The organism is Clostridium polyendosporum (genome assembly GCF_018332455.1).
Taxonomy (GTDB): domain Bacteria; phylum Bacillota; class Clostridia; order Clostridiales; family Clostridiaceae; genus Clostridium_AY; species Clostridium_AY polyendosporum.
Window position 1 is genome coordinate 1 of the sequence record NZ_BOPZ01000043.1, and the last position, 22,803, is coordinate 22,803.

Sequence of the window (22,803 nt, forward strand, 5' to 3'; positions counted from 1 at the left end):
CTTTTCTTTCTCGTATCATTTGAATAACTCCTATGAAATAAAATTCTATACTTTTAATTTTACTTCATAATTCAGTAAAAACAAAGACTGCTGACACTTTGTCAGCAGTCTGAGAAGAAGTATATTATACATGTATAATATACTTCTTCTTTATATATTCTGTTAATAAATTTGTTTATAACTTTTAGTTCATAAAATAAGAAAAGTGCGAAGAAACTTAATCACAAAAATATTGGGAACCAAATAAATTTATTTTTCCTTTCTATCACCTGTTTTTTATTATGAAAAGTGTCTAATAATACCAGTAAATTATTTTCAATATCATACTTATTGTACCAATTATCTAATATTGTATATTGTCTTGTGTCTATATCTATAATCATAGAATACAATTCATTATTATAAGAACCTATTTCCATTCCCTGCAATACAACATAATTATTAAAGAATAAGATAGCCCTTCCGTAAATCCAAAATGGAAATATATTCATCTGACCTCCATCAAATACTAGTTTTACTGAATATATAGAATCTCCAAATGGAGGCTCTGTTTTGTATTCAAGTTTAATTCTTAATCTTTGATAATCTATTATTGCTTGATAATCCCAGATTCCAATTTTTTCTTTGTTTTTTGGATTATAAAATTTCATTTAGACACTACACCTCTTTGATTTTCTATATCGTAATTTTCTACTGCTGCGACTCATTTTAAAAATATTATGACTTAATACTCATTTCTTCCAACTATCATACAAAACTCCATTTTAATCTTCTTCTTATCATTCTTATGACTCTAAATTTTCTTTATCTTTTCATAAGCATCAAAATAAAAGTCAGTTCCTTCCACTTCAATACACAACCTTGTTGCTGACCATGATTGCATATATGCAAAGAGCTCGTCTAAGTTCCATTCAACACTCATTTCGATATTAGGATAATCAACTTTTTTAAAAGGTAACTTTACATCTACATATTTTTCCCATAGAACTTTATTCTGAGGTGCCCAATATGGGGTAATCTTTTCAAGTAATTCAGACTTTATTAATGAATCAATTTCTTTATTTATATAGAACCATGAATAACCCCATGCTGCAAATATTCTATCTTTTTTAAGAACTCTTTTTACTTCTAGCTAAAAAGTATCATAACTAAACCAATGGAGTGCTTGAGCCACACAGATTAAATCAAAGGAATTATTTTTAAACTCTGTTGATTCTGATGAATGAATAGAATATTCTACACCTTCATGCTCCATTGCGTTTAATATTTGATTTTCACTAATATCTGTAGCATATACCTTATTAAAATATCTAATCAAATCAATTGCAACTTGTCCATTACCACATGCACAATCTCATGCTAAATCTTTATTTTTGCAAATTGAATTTAAGTGATTATAAAGCTCATCTGGGTAAGATGGACGTGAATTTAAATATAACTTTGAATTTTTATTAAATAGTTTACTATATTTCATAATACACTCCTGAAAGATTCCTTTTATTATTGTTTAAATTAAGCTAGAGATTTAAGTCTTATTAAATTACTATTATCTAGTTCAAATAAATGTTGGCTCTACTAGATTTAAAAATTCTTAAAGCTCAACATATACCTTAATCTAGAAATTATTACATATATTCCAAATATCATAACATGAAAAAAGACTTGTCTACAAGACATTAGTAAAACTTATAAATTATTTATATATGACCAATAGAGTCCTATTTAGATTTATAAATTAAATTTATTTTGTATAACAAAAAGTACTAAAGCATATCATCTTAGCTTTAGTACTTATTTTACAGATAGCTCAAACTTCCCCATTAAGCTTACCTATACCTATATCAAATTAAATTAGGTTTTTTCATATAAATCTTATAAATTTTATCTTTTAATTTAAACTATAAAAATTCTCTACAATAAGTTTATTACAAAGTATTCTGGTTTTTATTAATAAAATCCTCAACTTCTCCTCTTGTTGGTAACGCAGCCATAGCTCCTTTTTTAGATACAGTTAAAGCAGCAACCCCATTAGAAAACTTCAATAATTCTTTTATTTTTTCTTTATCTAACCTGTTTAAATCTTCTATTTTTATGCTATTAGCTGAAAGCTGATATAATAAAGATCCAATAAAAGAATCTCCTGCTCCTGTTGTATCTTCTACTTTCACCTCAAAAGTATCTGATTCAACACAGAGATTAGTTGTTATAAACTTGGCTCCCTTACTACCTGTAGTATATACAACGGCTTTAACATCACCTACAAATAATGATTTCAAAGCTTTTTCTTCATCTTTAATACCTGTAATAAACTCCAATTCCTCATCACTTATTTTTACTATATCCGCATATGGTAGAGATTCTAGTACAGCCTCTCTGCAACTTTCTTCACTATCCCAAAGAGGTAATCTTATGTGTGGATCGAAACTTACTCCTACCCCATTAGCTTTTGCATATTCTATAGCCTTTTCATGAGCATTTTTAATAGGAGCATCTATTAAACTTACAGAGCAAAAATGTAATATATCTCCATATTCAAAATCTTCTTTATTAATTTCATCCTCACTTAAAAGCATATCTGCGCTGGGATTTCTATAAAATGAAAAATCTCTTTCCCCATCTTCTCTTAGTGAAACAAAGGCCAAGGCAGTATTTGCTTCCTTAGTTCTTAGAACTCTTAAAGTATCTATACCTAATATGTTAGCATCTTCTAAAATCTTATCTCCAAAGGCATCTACTCCAAGCTTTGTTAATAGCATACCTCTACCACCCAATTTGCATACTGCTGCAATTACATTAAGAGGTGCACCTCCTGGAACTCTTAAAAATCCATCTACATCTTTAAGAGTCTTTCCTTTTTGTTGAGGAATGAAATCTATTAAAGCTTCACCTATGGATATTACTTTGCTCATATAATCATCGCCCATTAAACAGTTTAGTTAGTCGCTTTCGGAATTCCGTAAGCGTTGATTTTTCTAACTTTTTATAGTTATACTATTATATTTTCCTCCACTACAAACCTAACTTACTACTTTAAATATTAACCAACATGCTACGCATACCTTTTTATCAAAAGGCTTTTTGGCGTGTTCTTCTTTTGAATCTTTTCAAACTTTTTTTAAAGTTATACATATTTTTTAGTTTTCAATTCTGCAATCATCTAAACAGTTTAGTGCTCTATTATTATCTCTCTACTGGTTTTAGGAACCGGTTCCCGTTGTTATAATATTATCATATAAATATTTCCCTTTCAATACTTTTAAGTTAACGTTTTGTGAATACAAAAAACATTATCAAGTTTCAAAATTTAATAACATTGATAATGTTTTTTACTCTTCCTTAAAATCTTTTAACACTATTTCTTTCTATAAAGTTAAATTCTGTAATTTGTAGTTTAGGAACTTCTTCGCCATTAATTAATTTAATTATTGTATCTGCTGCCATTTCCCCCATTTTCTTATTATTAAATTTTATTGTTGTTAAACTAGTACTTATTAAAGTTGATGTATCATATCCTCCAAAACCTATTAAAGATATGTCTTCTGGAACTTTTTTATTATTATTTTCAATTGCTCTAAAAGCTCCTACTGCAATTTTATCAGTTGCACATATAATAGCTGTAGGTGTGTGACTTTTTAACAACTCATCTACAATACTTTCTGCATTTTCACTTGTAAAATCAGTTATTTTAACTAGCATTTCATTGCCAAATCCGTTTAACACTCCATTTTTACGTTTTATACCTACAGCTACATCCGTTTCTGAAACTCCTAGGTATACTACATCTTTATGTCCACATTCTCTAATATACTCACCTACTCTAAAACCAGCATTATAATCATCATTTATTATGGATGTAACTTCGCTATATTGTTGTCCAATAATTGTAATAGGAATATTAATCTTATTAATTACCTCTTTGTGCTTTTCGGTAATTTCAGTCGCCACTAAAATTATTCCATCAACCTTTAATCTTGCTAAATTTTCTAGACTTTCCACCTCTAATTCCGTTTTCAAACTTGTATTGATAATTAAGGAATTATATGAATTATTCCTAAGTTCATCATCTAAAGCCATAATAACTTTAGACTTTACTACTGAGTCTAAGCAAGGAGCTATTATACCTACAAATCTAGTTCTTTTTGCTTTTAAACTTTGAGCAAATGCATTAGGCTCATATTGGTTAGCTTCTATAACTTTTTTTATTTTTTCACTAGTGGCAGCACTAATATTACCATTATTTAAATATCTTGAAACAGTACTTTTAGCAACACCTGCCATTTCAGCTATATCTTTAATCGTTAAATTCTTTTTCATTGATGCTTCCTTTCAAAACAAAGTGTATAAACGTTACTAAAACTTTATCTAAATAATCGCTTTTCTTCTTTGGATCGTTAATTATATTACTAAACTTTTGTATAACAAAAAATAGTGAAAAGTTAGATATTTCAATGTTATAAAGAAAAGTTCTACCTTTTAAGTATCTATAAAATCATACTAAGTAATTAACTAATAAAATAATATTTTTTATAAATACTATTATAACAGAAAAAGATATACCTAATTAGACTTTACGATAAATAAAATATTTTTAAATAATTGAATTAATCAATTTTTAAAGCAATTTAAACTTTTTAAAGACACCAAACTTGAGCTTTTGATAAATCTAATTCAGCTCTACCATCCGATAATATTTCCATATATTTTAAATAAAATTATTTAATTTAAGTGTTGACAAAGTAAAATTTATTATGATAGGATTAACTCATAGGAACCGGTTCCAATGAATATGAGGGGGATTAATAATGAAAAGTAAAACTGAACAATATGAAAAAATATCTAAAGAATTGTTACAACTCGTAGGGGGAAAAGAAAATATTCAAGGATTAGCTCATTGTGCAACAAGATTAAGAATCGTTTTAGAAGATAATAAAGTTGCAAATCTAGACATAATAGAAAAACTAGATTTAGTTAAAGGTGTATTTATAGCTGGAGATCAGCTTCAAATAATTTTTGGCGCTGGCACTGTAAACGATGTCTATGAAGTGTTTGCAGATGTTAGTGGAACTAAGAAGATGTCACTTGGAGATGTAAAAGCTAAATCAGTACAAAAACAAAATCCATTTCAGAAAGCTATTAAATCATTATCAGATGTATTTGTTAACATAATACCAGGTTTATTAGCAGCTGCATTGCTTATGGGGATAACAGGTCTTTTAGGGCAAAAAGGAATATTTGGATCTCAATCAATTGTGGAAATGATCCCTAGTTTAGCAGGATTCAATAGATTTTTTACAATAACTTCAACAGGAATATTTACAATTCTACCTTTATTAGTTGCTTATTCAGCTACACAAAGATATGGTGGAACTCCAGTATTAGGTTTAGTAATTGGAGCAATAATGTTACATCCAGCTTTAGCTAATGCATATGATGTGGGCAAGGGTACGGTACAACCTGAGATAATAAATATGTTTGGACTAAATGTGCAATTGGTAGGATTCCAAGGTGGAATTATTATTGCACTAATGATGGGATTTATAACAGCAAAATTAGATGTATTCTTTAATAAAAAAATTCCTGATATGCTTAAGTTATTTTTAGCACCAATTTCAACAGTTACAGTTGCCACATTCCTACTATTCACAATTATAGGACCAGCAGGAAGAGGACTAGCTTATATTTTAACAAATTCATTATTCTGGATAACTGAAAATCTAGGTATATTTGGATATATGCTATTTGCAGGAATCCAGCAAATAATAGTTATCACAGGATTACACCATGTAATAGGTGCAGTTGAGGCACAATTAATAGCAGATACAGGTAGAAACTTCTTAATGCCTTTAATGTCAGTAGCTTTAATTGCTCAAGGTGGAGCAGTTTTAGGATTCCTATTCTTAAATTGGAAAGATCTAAAGGCAAGACAAATATGTATTTCATCATTTTCATCAGTACTTTTTGGAATTTCAGAACCAGCAATATTTGGTGTTACATTAAAATACAAATTCCCATTAATAGCAGGATGTTTAGGTGCATCTTTAGGAGGATCATATGTGTACCTATCTCAGGTAAAAGCAATAGGATTTGGAGCAACAGCCATTCCAGGTATAGCTATAGTTGCAGCTGAAAACAGCGGACATGTTAACTATTTAATAGCCCATTTAATTGCTTTAATAGCTGGTATTGTATTCACAGTTTTATATGGAAAACTTAGAAAAGGAGCTATGGCTAATAGTAATTAATTAGATGGTTGCAGAATTGAAAATTAAAAATGTGGATAACTTTTGGGAAAAAGCTTAAAAACATCCCAAAAAAGGACATGACAAAAAGCCATTTGATAAAAAGGTATGCGTAGCATGTAGGTTAATATTTAATTGTGGATATGTGACTAAGCTGATATTTTAAGTAGTTTATTCAAGCTTCTTATATAGTTAGGGTTACCTATGGCGTAAGCCAGTATAGCATTTATAAGTTTTGAGATAGCAGTTAAATATAAATTAGCACGCATAGTTGAAGTGTTTACTGTTCTTGGATGCTCAATACACGGATTGAATTTGAAAGAAGCTATACATCTTTCAACACAAGATCTAGTAGGGTAAAATTCATCTCATTGAGGAGAATTTCTTTGAACACCAGGATAAAGTCTAAAATCTTTGTCATGATAAACATATGTCATGCGACCACTTTTTTTATCAGTACATGGATTTTCACATGTATGATAGCATTTTCCACGTTTATCTCTATGAGATTTAGGGCAAGTGAATTTAAATCTGAGACTTCTATTTTTACCTTTACAAGGACCATCAGCTTTAAATTCCTCTTTAGTTAATGGGCAAAGAGGTTTTCAAAAGTAGTTTTAAACCTACTAAAAAAGGATTCGTCTGGTACAGAGTCACAGAAATTACAAAACTCTCTTAGTTCAGCAGAAAAAACAAGAAATATAGTTAATAGAACAGTGGTAGGTATATGAAATATTTGCATTATTAATAAGGAAGAAAGTATAGAAGAAAGGTCATATTTTCTATCCCTGCCTAAATCGGCATAATAATGTTGAGTGAAAGATTGTGGAATGAAGCTCTGAAGATTAAATTTTTCAGCAAGTAAGCGTAGAAACCCTACGGGTTGTTTTGAAGCGAATTGGTTTAATTCAGAAACTTAATCAAAGATATTAAGTTGATTAAGTTTGTTAAGACAAAATATGTTAAAAACCTCCCTGTGATATTTTGTTTTATGTGGTGTAATTTCATTATATCCCAGTGGAGGAAAATATAAAAGTTTAACTTAAATGAAGTTAGATAAATCAACGCTTGCAGAATTAATAATTTACAGACTGTATATAAAACCTATACAAAATGATATATGGGGGAATGAAGAAGTGAAAAAATGTATTATTTTTTCCATGTGATCCCGATACTTTTCGAGTTATCAAAGAAATAGAAGCATATTTAGGTTTGCCGCATAAAAATATTAATGAGATAAGCAAATGGGAATTAGAGGAGTATATTAATCAGTTAACTTTGATCGCTCTATATGAAAGTAGTAAGTTAAATCAGTAATGGAGGAAAACATATAAGTGTGTATGCTTAAAAATTAGTAAAATCAATGTTTGCAGCATTCTGCAAGCGACTAAATAGTAATTAATGATAGAGAGGGTTTTAAATAACTATGTATAAAGAAGAAAAATATAGAACTATCCTAGAAGCTACGGATGAAGAATTAAAATATCTTAGGGATAAAGCATTAAATGATAGATGGAAACCAATATATCATGTTCATCCACAGTATGGATTGTTAAATGATCCTAATGGTTTAGCATATTATAATGGTTATTATCATTTATTCCATCAATGGTATCCTTTCGGATCAATACACGGAATGAAGCATTGGGCACATTTAAAATCTAAAAATCTAGTTGAGTGGACTAGAGAGGACGTTGCATTGATACCAACAGAAAGTTATGAATCACATGGAGCATATTCAGGTACTGCTATAGAAATAGATGGAGATTTATTTTTATACTACACTGGTAATGTTAAGTATGATAAAGAACGACGAAATGCAAACCAATGCCTAGCTATAATGGACAACAATGGTAAAGTAGTAAAGTATAAAGATAATCCATTAATAGAGGGTGTTCCTAAAGGATATACAGGTCATGTAAGGGATCCAAAGGTATTTAAAATTAAAGATTATTACTATATGCTGTTAGGTGCACAAAGAGAAGATTTGACTGGAGCAATTATAGTATATAAATCTAAGGATGGCTTTCAATGGGACATATGTGGGGAATTACATATATCCAACTTTGATAATGATTTTGGATATATGTGGGAATGCCCTGATTATTTAAACATTGATGGGAAGGATATACTTGTATTCTCACCACAAGGAATTGAGCCAGATGGAGAGAATTATAAAAACTTATTCAATGTTGTATATGTTCTAGGAAACTTAGATATAGACAATTTAGAATTTACAGTAGAAAGTTTCCATGAATTTGAAAATGGATTTGATTTCTATGCAACTCAAAGTTTTAAAGGTAGAGAAAAACAAATGTTGCTTTTAGCATGGGCAGGACTTGGAGAGTTTAAGTATCCTACAGATAAAAATATGTGGACCCATTGTTTGACTTTCCCTAGAGAATTGAGCTTAAAGAATAATAAAATTATTCAAAAACCTGCAAAGGAACTAGAATTATTAAGAGATGAAAAAAAATCTGAAAAAGGAATTTGTAATAGATTCTTTAAGGTAGAAAATTTTAATAACACCTATGAACTTGATATAAACTTAGATAGAAAATCATCAAATATTTTTGGAGTAAACTTGGTATCTTCAAGTGAAGAAAAGTTAGTACTAGAATTCAATAAGGAAAGTTGTATAGTAACATTAGATAGAAGTAATATGAAAAATATTTTTGTAGAAGAATATGGTTCTGTTAGAAAATCAAAGCTTCATATAAATCAAAACATTAAAATAAAAGTTTTAATGGACAACAGTATAGCAGAAATATTTATAAATGATGGAGATGTAGTTTTTACAACTAGAATATTTCCATTAAAGGAATCTACGGGAATAGAAATATTTAGTGATGACTTAATTGATTTCCATTATGATAAGTATACATTAAAAAGAGGAATATTAGATTAAGTTGATGTAGAAAGTTATATCTGAATGTGAAGGTTGAAACAAAAGAAAGTGGAATAACTTATATTAAGTAAGGTATTCCACTTTTTTTATGTATTTAGTAGTTCATACTATAAGAAAATAAAGAAGATGCATTATACAACTTCTTTGCTAAAAATTTTCTTCGTTTTAGATAAGAATATTATTGCTATTATAAAATATACAAATACTATATCTTCTGTAATGAATATGTTTGTTACTTTCATTTGGTATAATGCAGCTGGAAAATCCATTAATGCGTGCAACAATATTGCAATAAACAAGTATATATTCTTTCTATGTATATAGGAAGATTGAAAACTGACGCGCAAAAAGGCGCTATAATTAGTTTCCTCTAAAACCAATTATCTCATAGTAGGAAACAACGAAAATCCTTGCTGGGCTTATTCATGCCATGGAAGAAAAGTAGAAGAAGCAATCGCCCTCCGAAAGAAAGGTCATAAGGTAGTAGTTGTACATGAAAATGACTTTTGAGATGCTATTGAAGATTTGGGTTAATGTATTAAGTGATTTTGTTGGAAAAAGAGGATATAGACAAAAGATTTTTCGTACTTTTGGCATAGCCTCCTTTTTGTTTAACTCCCGTAAATAATTCGGATTTACTCTCAAGTCACTATATTCTCAATACCATTCATTTTTTCAATTGCCCATTCCACAGCCTCTCTGCTACTGCCAAATTCCTCATTTGTACTACTTACATAGGAATAACCCTCTTTGTCATCCACAGTTTGAATAAACATCTCTTTTGTTCCATCGGTGATACTTATTTCACCATTTGCTTCAAGGGCACCTATTAATTCGTCAAGCATTATCGGGTTTCCTTCCATATGGTAATCACCTCTCTATTCTATTTATAAAACTATGATTCAACAAATCATATTCTTTTATAATCTATTTTCAAAAACATATTTCACAAATATTATATATTGAATCATCGCCTAAAGTTTTATAACCACACCATAGATAGGTTTTCATATAAAACACTTACTTTGTAATGTTGAATTAATACGCAATAAATTACAATTCCAACTTAATTTCATTATATAAAAAACAAATATGTTTATATATCAATATAGTATCATGGTCTCAACATTACTCCCAAACATAGCCAAAGGAAAAGACATGTAAAATTGATAACTTTACATGCCTTTTTTGTTATTAAGACAACTATTAAAACTAGTATAATTTTAAACTTTGCACCTCTAAAGTAACCCTATTGTTCTATTTCTTGTACTTTAATTTTTTCAACTGGTATATCATTTACAAAAATAGTAACTTCATTATGTCCTGAATCAGGTATTTCAGTTTCTAGCCAAAATGGTTCGCCTAACATAAGTACACAATAACCTCCTTTAAACTCATCTTTAAAATCTATACTTATAAAGACCTGTGCTGTACCAGGATCCATTATATACATAATATTGCCCCCTGGATATTTATCGATCACCTTTGCTTCATGACACACAGTTGGAAGAACTCCTGACATCTGAACTTTAATTATACCATTTTTCCTAGTTGCAGTGGCTTCACTTAACATTCTAAATATTGAATAATAAGGATATCTATAGCTCATATTTTACTCCTACATAATTTCTTATGGTACATACTATGGATAAAGGTAAAACATGTTACTTTTAAAGGGAAGTCAAATGACTTCCCTTCAGTTTGCTGAAAAACTGGGATATTTTAATATCCCAGTTTTTTTATTAATAACTCTCTTTTTCTACAGTTTATCGTCTTCTTTTATTCTTACTTTTAATAAGTTTTTGTGCTTCTTTCATAGCTCCCATGCTACCAAACATCTCATTTATTTTTTCTTTTTCCAGTTGTTTTGAGTTAAGTCCGCTATACTTTAACTCTCTTTGAAGCTTTTTATAGTTTTCTAGTCGTTCTATATCGAGCAGCCCTTCTTCTATGGCCTCTTTAACAGCACATTTAGGTTCATTTTCGTGTCGACAATCTGAAAACTTACACCTTTTAGCTATTTCTTCTATATCACTAAAAGATTTATCCAAATCCGCATTTATTATACCTAACTCTCTCATTCCAGGAGTATCTATTACAACTCCACCATCTGGAACTAAGATCAACTCCCTATGAGTAGTAGTATGCTTTCCTTTATCATCATTTCTTATGCTATTCGTTTTTAAAGTCTCATTACCTATAAGCTTATTAATGAGAGTAGATTTACCAACACCTGACGATCCAATAAAAGCTATAGTTTTACCACTTTTAATGTATTTTTTTATAGCTAAATATCCATCCTCTAATACACTACTTGTAACTAATATATCTATACCAATGGCAACAGATTGAACTTCTAAAACTTTACTCTCAATATCCTTGCACAAATCTGCTTTTGTTAATACTACCATTGGCGTTGCCATACTATCCCAAGCAATTGAAATATATCGTTCTAACCTGCGAATATTGAAATCATTATTGAGAGACATGCATATAAAAACTGTATCAATATTAGCAGCAACTATTTGACTATCACTTCTTGCCCCTGCTACCTTTCTTTCAAAATAACTTTTTCTTGAAAGAATATGATGAATAATCGCATTCCCATTTTCGCCTATAATTCTATCTACTAAAATCCAATCTCCAACTGCTGGATAATCGATAGCTGATTTTGATGAATAGTTTAGCTTACCAGAGATTTCGGCCAATATCTCTCCATTTTCAGTAATTATTTTATACATATCTTTATATTGAGCAGATACCCTTGCAATGTATAAGTCTTTTTCATACATTGAAGCTTCTTGAATATATCTTTCATTTAAACCTAGGTCATATAAATTTATTTTATCCAATTTTTATTCCTCCCACATTAAATAACAAAATTTATTGCTGCGGGGAGGTATTAATAATTATTCTTCACACACCTCCCCATTTATTACAATCTCAGCTTTAAAGCATGTATTTATATTTAACACAACACATCATTCCTTTCTTTTTCAACTTATTAATTTATATAATACAGATAAATCTCTGTATTACCTTGATTTATCTATATGTGACTATCATATGATGAGCATATTGTTATGTCAATAAAACCTTTATAGAAAAGTATAAAACGTATTCAGCAAGTAAAAACTTCAGTTTTTACAATTTCCCCTGAGGTAATGAATAAAATATAATCATAGTTTGTTTTGCTAATTATTTTCTTTCCCAAAATTGTATCATACCATGTCCAAAATTTTCGTTAGGTCTTTTCCAGAAGCCAAACTTTTCATAGAATGCTTCTTTTCCTTTTGGAGACATCAATCCTGCAACTGCTCCAGAACAAGCATTTTTACTTATGTTAACAATGCTGAACAATATCAAATTATTACGTCTGCTTTCATTCCCTTTGAATTTTCAAGTGTAAATATATAGGCTTTTTCCCTTCTTTCGTTATTCCAAATAGATCTTTTTTAACGCTCATTTTTCCTCCTTGATAACTCAACTACCCTGTATTTTATAAGCTTAATTTACAAGAATTTTTTAGTGTCCATTTTTAATCAAATCTACTACAACAGGATCCTTTGATGACACTCCCTGTGCCTTTAACTCAATAATCTTTTCTTTAAATTGTGGAAGATACTTTTCATGTGCTACCATCAATTCATCTAATACCTGCCTTGCTTTAATTCCATTTTGAATTAGTGGGTTTATTGTAAAAGCTTGTAATGCCATTCCATAATCGCCCGATAATGCAGCATTAATTGTGCATTCTTCCATTGCTTTCATAATTTGTAACCATCCTTTTTCAAATGATCCCATTTCACCCCATGCTATTGGTTCTGCACCTCTAGCTGAAATAATACTAGAAACCTCAACTATAGAATCAGAATCAAGACAAGGTATAGCTCCATTATTTTGTGTGCTTACAACCATAGTAATACCTTTATTATTGTAGATTGCACTTATACATTCGCAAGCTGCATCACTATAATATGCACCACCACGCTTTTGAAGCTCTTCAGGCTTTTTGTTTAAGTCTGGATTTTTATATATTTCAAAAAGTGATGCCTCTACCTCTTTCATTTGTTCTGCACGTGTTCCACCTTTATTAAATTCTTCTAAACTATGTTCTAACATTTCTTTTTCTAAATAATAATAACGATGATATCCACAAGGTAATAAATTAGTAGAATTTAATAATTCTAATGGGAATTCAGCTTGATGAATATTAGCTGGAGTTCCACCATTTTTCTTGTTAATGTGTTCTATTATTTGTTCTGTAATCTCTTTTCCTTCATTGTCAAAAACTTTATGCCAATGAAAATGATTTAATCCAGCGAACTGATAATTTAATTGTGAAAGCTCCATTCCAATAGTTTTTGGTTCATTCATCATTGAAATAACTGGTACATTACATAATCCAATACACTTTTTCCATCCAAAATGCTTAATAACTGCTTCTGTAATAATTCCACTAGGATTAGTAAAATTAATAAGCCAGGCATCAGGACATAGTTCCTTCATATCTTCAACAATATCTTTTATTACTGGAATTGTTCTAAATGCCTTAAATATTCCACCAGCACCATTGGTTTCTTGTCCTAGCATTCCATGCAATAAAGGCATTCTTTCATCTTTAATTCTTGCATCTAATAAACCAACTCTAAATTGTGTAGTTACAAAATCAGCACCTGCCAACGCTTCTTTTCTATTTAGAGTTTTAACTACTTTTACATTATATGGTGTTGCATCCCACATACGCTGTGCCAATTTCCCAACAATCTCTAGCTTTTCTTTTCCTTCTTCAACATCAACTAACCATATTTCACTTATTGGAAGCTCATCATATCGCTTAATAAAACCTTCCATCAATTCTGGAGTATAGCTGCTTCCCCCTCCAATTGTTACAATTTTTATAGATCTTTTCATAAAATTCCCTCCAATCAAATGTTATACACTTCTTTGCTTATAGAATTTTTCACTTCCTAAATTCCCCAACTCCCTCAAGCTAAGTAGTTATATTTTTCTCCACTATGTCAAAATATTAATAACCAATAAATTAAGTTGTTACTTAGCCTAAAATTTTTTAATTGAGATTTCTAAATAAGAAATAAATACTATACTTAAAGTATATTTATCAGACATACCTCCATCAACGGAAGTAGGTTATTCTGGTCTTTTTTTCTAAAGATTCTTATCAAGTAACATGTTATATTGAAACTTTTTGATACTTTTAACTAACTTTCGCTTCTTCAAATGTAAAAAGCTCGTCAGAGTTTTCCCCTAACGAGCTTTAAGATCACTATTAATAAATTCCTCTAAAAAGGAATTCTGAATTGCTATTCTTCATTAATGTTTCTGTCATCAACAATACCAATAACTTCTTGAATATAATCTATATTCTTTTCATAATCCATTTTAAAAATGCAGCTAAAAATAACATCTAACATATATTGCATTGCAATATGGGATGAGAACTGAGATATTCTGTTCCTAAGATTTTCTCTATCGCTTATATACAAGTGATGCTTTATATAATTAGGTACAACATTCTTTCCAACTCTTCCTATCCAGATTATTTCTATCCCCTTTTTATGTAATATTTCTACGATAGGAGGTAAAAAGGTTGCTTTTCCTGAATATGATAAAATAATAGCTACATGCTTTCTCTTAGATGCAGTTGCCGTACAACGCTGTTCATAAAAAGATTTTGGACAATTAACCATTCTACCAATTGAACGCATTTTATCCTGAAAATTTTCTGCAATATTAATATTATGTGCATGAGTATATATATCAATAATTTCTGCATTGTGTAATAATGTTACTGATTTACTTAGTTCCTCTACATTAATAGAATTATAAGTATCTTTTATTGATGCTTCATATAATTTTAGCAGCTTTTGAGCTATTATTCCCTGAGTATCATTAGACGCAAAAGGAAAATTAACATCTATTTGATTCTCACCTTTACTCTCTTCTATGATATCTTGAACAAGGTTTACTTTAAGCTCATTAAATCCATCAACCCCAATTTTTTTACAAAACCGGTGAATTGCAGATTTTGATACAAAAGTCTTTTCAGAAAGATCTTGAATAGATAATTTTTCAATTTGTTCTTTATTTTGCAGAATATATTGCGCTAATTGGTTTTCTGTGGGGGTTAAATTATCACAGCATTTAATCATATTTTCTATTGTCATAATTACCTCCTAGTTCACTTCAAAGGAATTTCTTCTAATGTATTAATACCAGCTGATGGCGAATCATACATATTTTAAGGTATAACACAGATAAAAATTGTAGTTATGACATCTTTCATCAACTTAGACCAATCTCCAAACTCAACTAAAAATTATTAATTAATCCAATCTGCAGTAGGCAATTATTTTGTCTACCGCAGATTGGAGACATAAAGTTTTTTTAGTTGATTAACTTTGTCTTCTAAAACAACATATCATAATACCTCTTAATACTTTTTTCTAATTCTATTAAATCAACATTCCTTCCAACTCTTATTGTTTCTTTACCATTAACGTAAAGTATCAATAATGGAAATGAAAAAACATTATTCATTGCTACAAATTCCATTTGTTTTTCACTATCAATATCAATCCTCTTTACCTTAGAATAAGATTCTAATATTCTTTGAACCTTATTTCCAATCACTTCACAAACTCCGCAAACCTTATTACTAAAATATAAAATAACCATTTCATTCTCGCTAATGATATTTTTAATTTTTTCATTACTATTTATTTTTAACAACCTGTCTTCACCTCCTAAATATCCTATTTATATACAGATACTTAATTATAACAAGAATTGGTCTCTGATAAATCTAATATTTTTTAACTTCTTTCATTATTCAAGTAAAACTGCAAAAAGACTTGATTTTATCTATGTAAATATCATCTTGTATTTTATAAAATGTATACAAATACTAATACAATTAAAAAGAAAAGGAGTTATTATTATGAATTTTCAACAAATTAGAAACGCAACTATAACTATCACATATGCTGGAAAGAAATTTTTAATTGATCCATGGTTAGCAGACAAGGAGACTTTTCCTCCTATTCCAGCAGAAAATCAGGAAAGTAATCCAATGGTCGATTTACCGATGCCTATTGATGAAATCATAAAAGATGTAGACGCTGTAATTGTCACACATATTCATCCGGATCATTTTGATGAGGTTGCTATCAAGGTAATACCAAAAAACACGAAAATTTTTACACAAAATGGAGAAGAAGCGGAAGCTTTGAAAAGTTTTGGTTTTAAGGATGTCGAAGTTTTAAAAAAGAATGGTACATTATTTGGAGATATCAAGTTAACAAAAACAAATTGTATACATGTAGCAGATGAAGAAGCTATGAGCTATTTTAAACAATTTAACGTTACAAGTGAAGCTTGCGGGGTTATCTTCAGCAATCCAAATGAAAAAATAGTATACTTAGCAGGAGATACTATTTGGTACGACGATGTCAAAAAAGCAATAGACAATCATAATCCAGAAGTAATTATTTTAAACGCTGGTGGTGCTCAGTTCACAACAGGTAGCCATATAATCATGAATGCAAATGATGTTTACGAGGTATATAAAGCTGCCCCACATGCAAAAATTATTGCCAGCCATATGGAAGCAGTTAACCATGCAAGGGTGACAAGAAAAGCTTTAAAACAATTCGCAGATGAAAAGAGAATGTCTTCTAACGTACTAATACCAGCTGATGGCGAATCATACACATTATAGTTTTTATTTTTAAACAGAAAAGCGATAGCGATTCAGTAAAATAAAATAACAAAAATAATGTCCATATTAGCATTAAATTCAGATCCATTTGTTAATTGTATCTGGCTAGATGGAACGTGCTAAACACCATCCACATTATGGACATTGTACTTCCAATATCAAATATTACAGAGAAAGGAGATTAAACAGTGCCTCAAACAAGAGATAAATTGTTAACGAAGAATTTTGTCATTCTTTCCTTAGTAAATTTTTTCTTAACGTTAATGTTCTTTCTATTAAATGCAATAATCATTGTTTACGCTGTAGATAAATTTCATGCATCTACAAGCCAAGGAGGGCTTGTATTCGGTATTTTCATTATCGGGGCTTTGATTGGTCGCTTGTTTAGCGGGCGGATCATTCATCCAACTGGGCCAAAACTAATATTAATTATGGGGTTAATCTTTTTTACACTAGCTACATCGTTATACTTTGTAGATTACGGGATTACCTTTTTCATTCTGAGCCGGTTCATACACGGTACTGCACTGGGTATAACCAGTACAGTGATAGGTACGATTGTAGCCCTCACTATACCGTTATCGCGGAAAGGGGAAGGAATTGGCTACTTTAGTATGAGCCAAGCACTAGCTACTGGACTCGGGCCATTTATTGGCCTTTACATTAGGCAACATACAAGCTTCCACATGATTTTCAGTTTCTGCCTTTTATTAGGTATCATCAGTTTGGTAACCGCATTCTTCTTTAATGCCCCTATATTGAAAACGGCAGAAATTAAACATGAAAATTTAGGATTTAAGCTTTCCAGCTTCATTGAGCCAAAATCACTTCCCATCTCCGTCATTATCTTTACGGTAGCCTTCTGTTTCTCCAGCGTTCTTGCTTATATAAATTTATATGCTATCAAGATCAACTTGGAGGATACAGCAAGCTTTTTCTTTGTTGTTTATGCAGCTACCGTATTGGTATCACGACCATTCATCGGTCGCTTGATGGACATAAAAGGAGCAAACTTTATCATGCACCCTGTCTTTATCATCTTTGGAGCCGGAATGTTGCTGCTCAGTTTAGCAAACAACAGTGGAACCTTCTTATTGGCAGGTGCTTTGATTGGTCTTGGCTTTGGCAATATTTCGTCATGCACACAGGCAATAGCAGTTAATTCGGTTGAACGTGACCGCATGGGCCTCGCTACATGCACCTTCTTTATATTTTTTGATGCCGGCAATGGATTTGGCCCTTATCTTCTTGGTTTGGTCATTCCAACAACAGGCTATAATGCTCTGTATGCGATTTTGGGAATCATCGGACTTGCAACGTCTGTCCTCTACTACTTCCTGCACGGCAAAAAAGAACGTACACATTTGATGCGTATGACTGCATAAAGAAGATATGAACAAAAAAATCAGGTATTGCCTCGCTATGGGCATTGCCTGATTTTGGTTGTTTCATTAATAATAATAGTTAATTTATAATTTACATAATTATTTAACTCTATCAAGAATTTATCTAACAGTTCGTTAGAGGGAAATTTGCATTCGAGAAGATAACAGCCGTCCCCGCTGATTTTATAGTTATGTATTATATATTCTTCTTGTGAGCTTATGAAGGACAAATAAGGTTGGTGGTACTCACTTTTTGTATAGATATTTATCATTGCGTGAATAGAGTATCCCAATTTCGCTTGGTTAATTTTAATAGTATATCCCTCAATAACACCATTGTCCTCTAATTTTGCGACTCTGGACGAGGCTGCCTGCCCTGTCAAATGCACCTTCTCTCCCAACTCTTTCATAGTGATACGGCTGTTCCGAGACAATTCGGCTAAAATACGCTTATCCGTGTTATCTAACATTTTTTGAGCTCCTTTCATTATTCAAGTTAAATAGCAAATATTTTACATTCAACATCCATTTTCAGATAAATACTTTTTTAGCCGCAATTAATTTACCATGTCTATTCATATCTGAAAGCCTTTGTTTTGAAATTCCTAAGTACTCTAAAACCTCGCTAGATTCCATTGTATTATCCTTAATTAAAGATATTAATTCATCCCTAGTCATTGTTTCTACCTAGAAGTTTTAATATATATTCTAGCATTCCCCCGCCTCCTAAATATACTACACTAACATCTGCGTACTTTGTCAATAGATTTTATTAAAGCGACTTAATTCCACTAACATCGCCTTTTAAGAAGAATGTGAATTATTATCGTTGATTAAATACTTTGGATATTAATATCATATTCCATCCTTTTAGCTGTAGCATTAGCTATTTCTTCACCTAAAAGTTTTTTAATAATATAAAATGACATATTAATTCCAGCTGATATGCCACCTGATGTAATAATAGGAGTTTCATCTATAAACTTAACATTACGCTGGACTTTAACTTTTGTATATTCCTTTTCTAACCTATCAATGTCCATCCAATGTGTTGTAGCTTGTTTCCCATCTAATAAACCAGCTTCTGCCAATAGAAATGCACCAGTACATACAGATGCCATTATATAAACATTATTCATGTTATTCTTAATCCAGTTTATAACCTTTGGATTGTGAATTTCAATTTCTTCTGCTCCATATCCTCCAGGTATAATTAAAATATCAAACTGTGGAGCGTCATAGAAATCATAATCAGGCTGAATTTTCAATCCATTACGAGCCTTTATTAAGTCTTTTGTTTGAGCAACTGTATTTACTTTGAACGGTTTTTGATTACATTCGGTATATGTAGTAATTGAAAATACCTGAAATGGACCAGCAAAATCTAATATCTCAACATCATTAAAAAGTAAAATGCCAATGTTTTTCTGTTCTAACACCTTCTCATCTCCCCCCAATATCTTTAATTTTAATTATAGTATCATACTGACATACTGATTCGTAAAAAATTATAAGTCCCATTTTACTCAATTAGTTATTATCCATTATACAATACACTTCCAATTATTAACAACAAACATAGTTATAACTAAATATTCTATATTAAATATCTATAATAAATCCAATATTAATGCCTTATCAAACCCGTTATTTTACTTATGGCCACTACACTCTTAACTTTTATCAACTACAAAATATTCTGAAATCATTCCTACTGAATTAAAATATATCAGCTTTATTCAATAAACTAAATATTCAACTTTATGAATAACAATTATATTTTTAAACACACATATATTGAAAATAACTTTATTACTTAGAGCTATAAAAATATTAGCATCAATGGAGGTTGATATACGTTGATTAATAGGAACAATAATTTCATGAATAAACAAATTATCAATAACGTGCTGCGTCTTTACGTAAAAGGCCTTGATTACACAAGAATTATAGAAATAATGAATGAACGATTAAGTACAAACTATTATAGTAAACAAAATAAAATTAATCAAAAAATAGCTAACCTCTAACTTATCACTAAATTAACGTTAGCTACTATTTATGATAGAGATGTAGTAAAGTCTACTTCTGCTATAAAAGCCTTCATTGCTGGTGTCATCCATTTATTCTTATGGTAAAGCAATTGTGTCATCATTTTGAATTCCTCACCAGCCCAATCCAAAGCTATTAATTGCATTTGATTCATTTCTTTTTGTACCGTCATTAAAGGCAATAAAGTAATTCCTAAATTACTCATAGCAAAAGTTTTAATGGTCTCAATACTTCCTACTTCTAAAGACAAATGTGGCTGTAAACCTACCTCGTGAAACATTGCTTCAAAAACACCTCGATAACTACATCCCTTTTCAGTAAGAATTAATGGTTCATCTGCAATATCTCTTATTGTTACTTTCTTTTTACTTACCAGCTTATGTTCTGGAGAAGCTAAAATTACCATGGGTTCCTTATATGACATACTTGTAATTAAATCTGGATCATAAACTTGTTCATCTAAAATAAACACCAAATCAACCATATTACTTCTAAGCATATTCCGTAAATCAGAACACACACCTAATTTAATGATAATTTCCACTTCAGGATACTTCTGACGAAAATTTCTAAGTAAATCCGGGAGTCTTATTGTACAAAGTGATTCAACAATGCCAATTCTCAGAGTACCTTTAGGAGTATCTGATGCACTAATAGCTTCTTTTGCTTCATTTGAAAGATTTATTATTTTTTCAACATAACCAAGAAAAATTTCACCATTTTCAGTTAGCTCTATACTTCGTCCAATTCGTTCGAACAGCTTTGTTTCAAGCTCCTGTTCCAGAAGTTGAATTTGAGTTGTGACTGTAGATTGTGCATAGCCAAGGGTTTCTGCTGCCTTCGAAAAGCTTTTTAAATGCGCAATTTGGGAAAAGGTTATTAGATTTCTAAGTTCTATAATACCTCACCTCCTAAACTTCAATAAAATCGAATATTCACTTCAAATAATTCAATTTTATTAATACATAATCCTATGTTAATATAAAATAAATGTAAATTCAAGGTACTAAAAAGATAGAAAGGAATCAATTTATGAATGAAGATAAGTTAAAAGCCACTATAAATTGGAAACAAGGTACAGCCTTATCCATATCCGCTGTAATTGGCTGCGGTATATTGGTACTACCTGCCTTAACAGCTCAGAAGGCAGGACCTGCATCACTATTAGTCTGGATTATAATATCCTTATTATCCTTTCCCATTGTTTTTGTCTTAGGAAGACTAGCTGCACGTGTACCTAAAGCTGGCGGCATTGCCTCTTATTCTGCTAAAGCTTTTGGTTCTAAAGCTGGAGTAGTTACCAGTTGGATTCTTATGGGTTCAATTCCGATCGGCCTTCCCGCTGTTGCCTTGAGTGGAGCTTATTATTTAGGTTATGTTTTGCCCCTTAGCTTTTGGCAGTTAATATTGGTATCTGCTGCTATGCTTTATATATCCATAGCATTAAATATAAAGGGAATTGATATTTCTTCTAAAATCAGCTCAATTATGGTAATAATTATAATAGTTCTGTTATTATCTATTGTTTTGTTTTCAAGCTTTCATGTAGAACTAACAGCCTTTAAACCTTTTGCCCCTAAGGGAATAAAATCCATATTATCAACATTCCCTATAATATTTTTTGCCTTTGCTGGTTGGGAACTCATTACACCCTTAGCGGAGGAATTTAAAAAACCTACTAGGGATATACCAATAAGCTTATTTTTATCGGCTTTGTTTATAGCATTACTTTATACCTCTATATCCTTTGTAACTATAGGCACAGGAGTTTATTCTTCCGATAATGCCTCTACACCTTTAAGTTCCTTAATTGCTCTATCCTTAGGTAAAACCTCGGGATATATAGTTGCTATTTTGACTGTATTAATTACATTTTGTACAATACATGCAAATATAGCGGGTTTCTCAAGAATAATATATAACGAAGCAAGAGATGGAGAATTCCCAAAATTATTTTCGAAGTTACATTCAAGGTTTAAAACGCCAGTAAATGCACTTTTAGCCTTAGGAATAGATTTTGGAATAGTTCTAGCCTGTTTTGCTTTTATTAGTCCAGACTTAAACCAACTGCTTAAATTTCCTGGTTCAGTTTTTTTATCATCATATATTATAGCTATGGCTTCTGCACTAAAAATACTCAGCAGACGAGATCTCGGCTGGTGGTGTGCTCTTCTTGCATTAATTATCTGTCTAATTATTTATTTTTGCAGTGGATTGATATCTCTGTTTCCCATTGCCTTAGGTACTTTGGGATGGCTTTATGTAAATTCTAGAAAGTAAAAAGAGCCTTACTTATTATCAATACCTAATTAAAAAAATCCTTAAAAACAAGAGAAGGAGTATATTATACATGTATAATATACTCCTTCAGTTTGCTGAAAAACCCTCTGTTTTTTAAACAGGGGGTTTTTCTAGCAAACTTGTGGATAAATTTTAAAAGAGAGCTTTTCTATTAATTTGAATAAAATTTTATATAAA

Annotated in this window: 21 protein-coding genes and 2 pseudogenes; 5 read left to right on the plus strand and 18 right to left on the minus strand. The window is 30.6% G+C overall.

Annotation, left to right across the window (positions count from 1 at the left end; translation table 11 throughout):
- Positions 1-221: 221 nt before the first annotated feature.
- The 4 genes and pseudogenes from CPJCM30710_RS16320 to CPJCM30710_RS16335 all read right to left on the minus strand — a co-directional run bounded on the left by CPJCM30710_RS16320 (position 222) and on the right by CPJCM30710_RS16335 (position 4,314).
- Positions 222-650 carry a hypothetical protein gene (locus CPJCM30710_RS16320; RefSeq protein ID WP_212905222.1) on the minus strand — a complete coding sequence of 143 codons (429 nt, stop codon included), beginning with the start codon at positions 648-650 and terminating at the stop codon, positions 222-224.
- A 482-nt stretch (positions 651-1,132) separates the two neighbouring features.
- Positions 1,133-1,342, minus strand: a pseudogene (locus CPJCM30710_RS16325) (methyltransferase domain-containing protein); the annotation flags it as partial.
- Positions 1,343-1,925: 583 nt separating this feature from the next.
- Entirely contained in the window at positions 1,926-2,909 is a 984-nt protein-coding gene (locus CPJCM30710_RS16330; RefSeq protein WP_212905224.1) for a carbohydrate kinase family protein, read from the minus strand.
- Positions 2,910-3,336: 427 nt separating this feature from the next.
- Positions 3,337-4,314, minus strand: coding sequence for a LacI family DNA-binding transcriptional regulator (locus tag CPJCM30710_RS16335; protein ID WP_212905225.1), 978 nt, complete (start codon positions 4,312-4,314; stop codon positions 3,337-3,339).
- Positions 4,315-4,802: 488 nt separating this feature from the next.
- On the opposite strand from CPJCM30710_RS16335, the gene CPJCM30710_RS16340 reads away from it, so the two are divergent.
- Entirely contained in the window at positions 4,803-6,242 is a 1,440-nt protein-coding gene (locus CPJCM30710_RS16340) for a PTS transporter subunit EIIC (protein ID WP_212905226.1), read from the plus strand.
- A gap of 583 nt (positions 6,243-6,825) precedes the next feature.
- Here the strand turns inward: CPJCM30710_RS16340 and CPJCM30710_RS18275 are convergent.
- On the minus strand, positions 6,826-7,071 hold the full coding sequence (locus tag CPJCM30710_RS18275) for a transposase (protein ID WP_407645007.1): 246 nt from the start codon (positions 7,069-7,071) through the stop codon (positions 6,826-6,828).
- Between the two features lie 594 nt (positions 7,072-7,665).
- Here CPJCM30710_RS18275 and CPJCM30710_RS16350 point away from each other — a divergent pair.
- Complete coding sequence (locus CPJCM30710_RS16350; protein ID WP_212905227.1) at positions 7,666-9,147, plus strand: glycoside hydrolase family 32 protein; 1,482 nt, start codon at positions 7,666-7,668, stop codon at positions 9,145-9,147.
- A gap of 131 nt (positions 9,148-9,278) precedes the next feature.
- On the opposite strand, the gene CPJCM30710_RS18280 is transcribed toward CPJCM30710_RS16350, so the two are convergent.
- From CPJCM30710_RS18280 to CPJCM30710_RS16390, 8 genes are all read right to left on the minus strand, one after another.
- The gene (locus tag CPJCM30710_RS18280; protein WP_407645006.1) at positions 9,279-9,527 is read right to left on the minus strand and encodes a YhfC family glutamic-type intramembrane protease; all 249 of its coding nucleotides are present in this window, start codon (positions 9,525-9,527) and stop codon (positions 9,279-9,281) included.
- 261 nt (positions 9,528-9,788) lie between these two features.
- Positions 9,789-10,010 carry a hypothetical protein gene (locus CPJCM30710_RS16360; protein WP_212905229.1) on the minus strand — a complete coding sequence of 74 codons (222 nt, stop codon included), beginning with the start codon at positions 10,008-10,010 and terminating at the stop codon, positions 9,789-9,791.
- A gap of 386 nt (positions 10,011-10,396) precedes the next feature.
- Entirely contained in the window at positions 10,397-10,756 is a 360-nt protein-coding gene (locus CPJCM30710_RS16365) for a hypothetical protein (RefSeq protein ID WP_212905230.1), read from the minus strand.
- A 157-nt stretch (positions 10,757-10,913) separates the two neighbouring features.
- On the minus strand, positions 10,914-11,999 hold the full coding sequence (gene rsgA / locus CPJCM30710_RS16370) for a ribosome small subunit-dependent GTPase A (RefSeq protein ID WP_212905231.1): 1,086 nt from the start codon (positions 11,997-11,999) through the stop codon (positions 10,914-10,916).
- A gap of 346 nt (positions 12,000-12,345) precedes the next feature.
- Positions 12,346-12,513 carry a hypothetical protein gene (locus CPJCM30710_RS16375; protein ID WP_212905232.1) on the minus strand — a complete coding sequence of 56 codons (168 nt, stop codon included), beginning with the start codon at positions 12,511-12,513 and terminating at the stop codon, positions 12,346-12,348.
- Between the two features lie 159 nt (positions 12,514-12,672).
- Complete coding sequence (locus CPJCM30710_RS16380; RefSeq protein ID WP_212905233.1) at positions 12,673-14,061, minus strand: 6-phospho-beta-glucosidase; 1,389 nt, start codon at positions 14,059-14,061, stop codon at positions 12,673-12,675.
- A gap of 410 nt (positions 14,062-14,471) precedes the next feature.
- Positions 14,472-15,335 carry a MurR/RpiR family transcriptional regulator gene (locus CPJCM30710_RS16385; protein WP_212905234.1) on the minus strand — a complete coding sequence of 288 codons (864 nt, stop codon included), beginning with the start codon at positions 15,333-15,335 and terminating at the stop codon, positions 14,472-14,474.
- 241 nt (positions 15,336-15,576) lie between these two features.
- Positions 15,577-15,900, minus strand: a complete 324-nt coding sequence (locus CPJCM30710_RS16390) for a thioredoxin family protein (protein WP_212905235.1) — start codon at positions 15,898-15,900, stop codon at positions 15,577-15,579.
- 208 nt (positions 15,901-16,108) lie between these two features.
- On the opposite strand from CPJCM30710_RS16390, the gene CPJCM30710_RS16395 reads away from it, so the two are divergent.
- Together CPJCM30710_RS16395 and CPJCM30710_RS16400 are read left to right on the plus strand one after the other, a co-directional pair.
- On the plus strand, positions 16,109-16,888 hold the full coding sequence (locus CPJCM30710_RS16395; RefSeq protein WP_212905236.1) for an MBL fold metallo-hydrolase: 780 nt from the start codon (positions 16,109-16,111) through the stop codon (positions 16,886-16,888).
- Between the two features lie 188 nt (positions 16,889-17,076).
- Complete coding sequence (locus CPJCM30710_RS16400) at positions 17,077-18,273, plus strand: MFS transporter (protein WP_212905237.1); 1,197 nt, start codon at positions 17,077-17,079, stop codon at positions 18,271-18,273.
- A gap of 35 nt (positions 18,274-18,308) precedes the next feature.
- On the opposite strand, the gene CPJCM30710_RS16405 is transcribed toward CPJCM30710_RS16400, so the two are convergent.
- The 5 genes and pseudogenes from CPJCM30710_RS16405 to CPJCM30710_RS18170 all read right to left on the minus strand — a co-directional run.
- A complete protein-coding gene (locus CPJCM30710_RS16405) occupies positions 18,309-18,743 on the minus strand; it encodes an Lrp/AsnC family transcriptional regulator (protein WP_212905238.1) in 435 nt (144 codons plus the stop codon).
- Between the two features lie 61 nt (positions 18,744-18,804).
- The gene (locus tag CPJCM30710_RS16410) at positions 18,805-18,951 is read right to left on the minus strand and encodes a DNA-binding protein (protein WP_212905239.1); all 147 of its coding nucleotides are present in this window, start codon (positions 18,949-18,951) and stop codon (positions 18,805-18,807) included.
- A 155-nt stretch (positions 18,952-19,106) separates the two neighbouring features.
- Positions 19,107-19,712 carry a DJ-1/PfpI family protein gene (locus CPJCM30710_RS16415; protein ID WP_212905240.1) on the minus strand — a complete coding sequence of 202 codons (606 nt, stop codon included), beginning with the start codon at positions 19,710-19,712 and terminating at the stop codon, positions 19,107-19,109.
- Between the two features lie 620 nt (positions 19,713-20,332).
- A complete protein-coding gene (locus CPJCM30710_RS16420) occupies positions 20,333-20,950 on the minus strand; it encodes a LysR family transcriptional regulator substrate-binding protein (protein ID WP_308442618.1) in 618 nt (205 codons plus the stop codon).
- 99 nt (positions 20,951-21,049) lie between these two features.
- A pseudogene (locus CPJCM30710_RS18170) lies at positions 21,050-21,226 on the minus strand (LysR family transcriptional regulator); the annotation flags it as partial.
- 131 nt (positions 21,227-21,357) lie between these two features.
- Here CPJCM30710_RS18170 and CPJCM30710_RS16425 point away from each other — a divergent pair.
- Positions 21,358-22,605 carry an APC family permease gene (locus tag CPJCM30710_RS16425; RefSeq protein ID WP_212905241.1) on the plus strand — a complete coding sequence of 416 codons (1,248 nt, stop codon included), beginning with the start codon at positions 21,358-21,360 and terminating at the stop codon, positions 22,603-22,605.
- The last annotated feature ends 198 nt before the right edge of the window (positions 22,606-22,803 follow it).

Coding starts and splice junctions, on each gene's coding strand:
- CPJCM30710_RS16320 (WP_212905222.1), bottom strand. CDS start 650: ATGAAATTTTATAATCCAAAAAACAAAGAAAAAATTGGAATCTGGGAT.
- CPJCM30710_RS16330 (WP_212905224.1), bottom strand. CDS start 2,909: ATGAGCAAAGTAATATCCATAGGTGAAGCTTTAATAGATTTCATTCCT.
- CPJCM30710_RS16335 (WP_212905225.1), bottom strand. CDS start 4,314: ATGAAAAAGAATTTAACGATTAAAGATATAGCTGAAATGGCAGGTGTT.
- CPJCM30710_RS16340 (WP_212905226.1), top strand. CDS start 4,803: ATGAAAAGTAAAACTGAACAATATGAAAAAATATCTAAAGAATTGTTA.
- CPJCM30710_RS16350 (WP_212905227.1), top strand. CDS start 7,666: ATGTATAAAGAAGAAAAATATAGAACTATCCTAGAAGCTACGGATGAA.
- CPJCM30710_RS16360 (WP_212905229.1), bottom strand. CDS start 10,010: ATGGAAGGAAACCCGATAATGCTTGACGAATTAATAGGTGCCCTTGAA.
- CPJCM30710_RS16365 (WP_212905230.1), bottom strand. CDS start 10,756: ATGAGCTATAGATATCCTTATTATTCAATATTTAGAATGTTAAGTGAA.
- CPJCM30710_RS16380 (WP_212905233.1), bottom strand. CDS start 14,061: ATGAAAAGATCTATAAAAATTGTAACAATTGGAGGGGGAAGCAGCTAT.
- CPJCM30710_RS16385 (WP_212905234.1), bottom strand. CDS start 15,335: ATGACAATAGAAAATATGATTAAATGCTGTGATAATTTAACCCCCACA.
- CPJCM30710_RS16395 (WP_212905236.1), top strand. CDS start 16,109: ATGAATTTTCAACAAATTAGAAACGCAACTATAACTATCACATATGCT.
- CPJCM30710_RS16405 (WP_212905238.1), bottom strand. CDS start 18,743: ATGTTAGATAACACGGATAAGCGTATTTTAGCCGAATTGTCTCGGAAC.
- CPJCM30710_RS16410 (WP_212905239.1), bottom strand. CDS start 18,951: ATGACTAGGGATGAATTAATATCTTTAATTAAGGATAATACAATGGAA.
- CPJCM30710_RS16425 (WP_212905241.1), top strand. CDS start 21,358: ATGAATGAAGATAAGTTAAAAGCCACTATAAATTGGAAACAAGGTACA.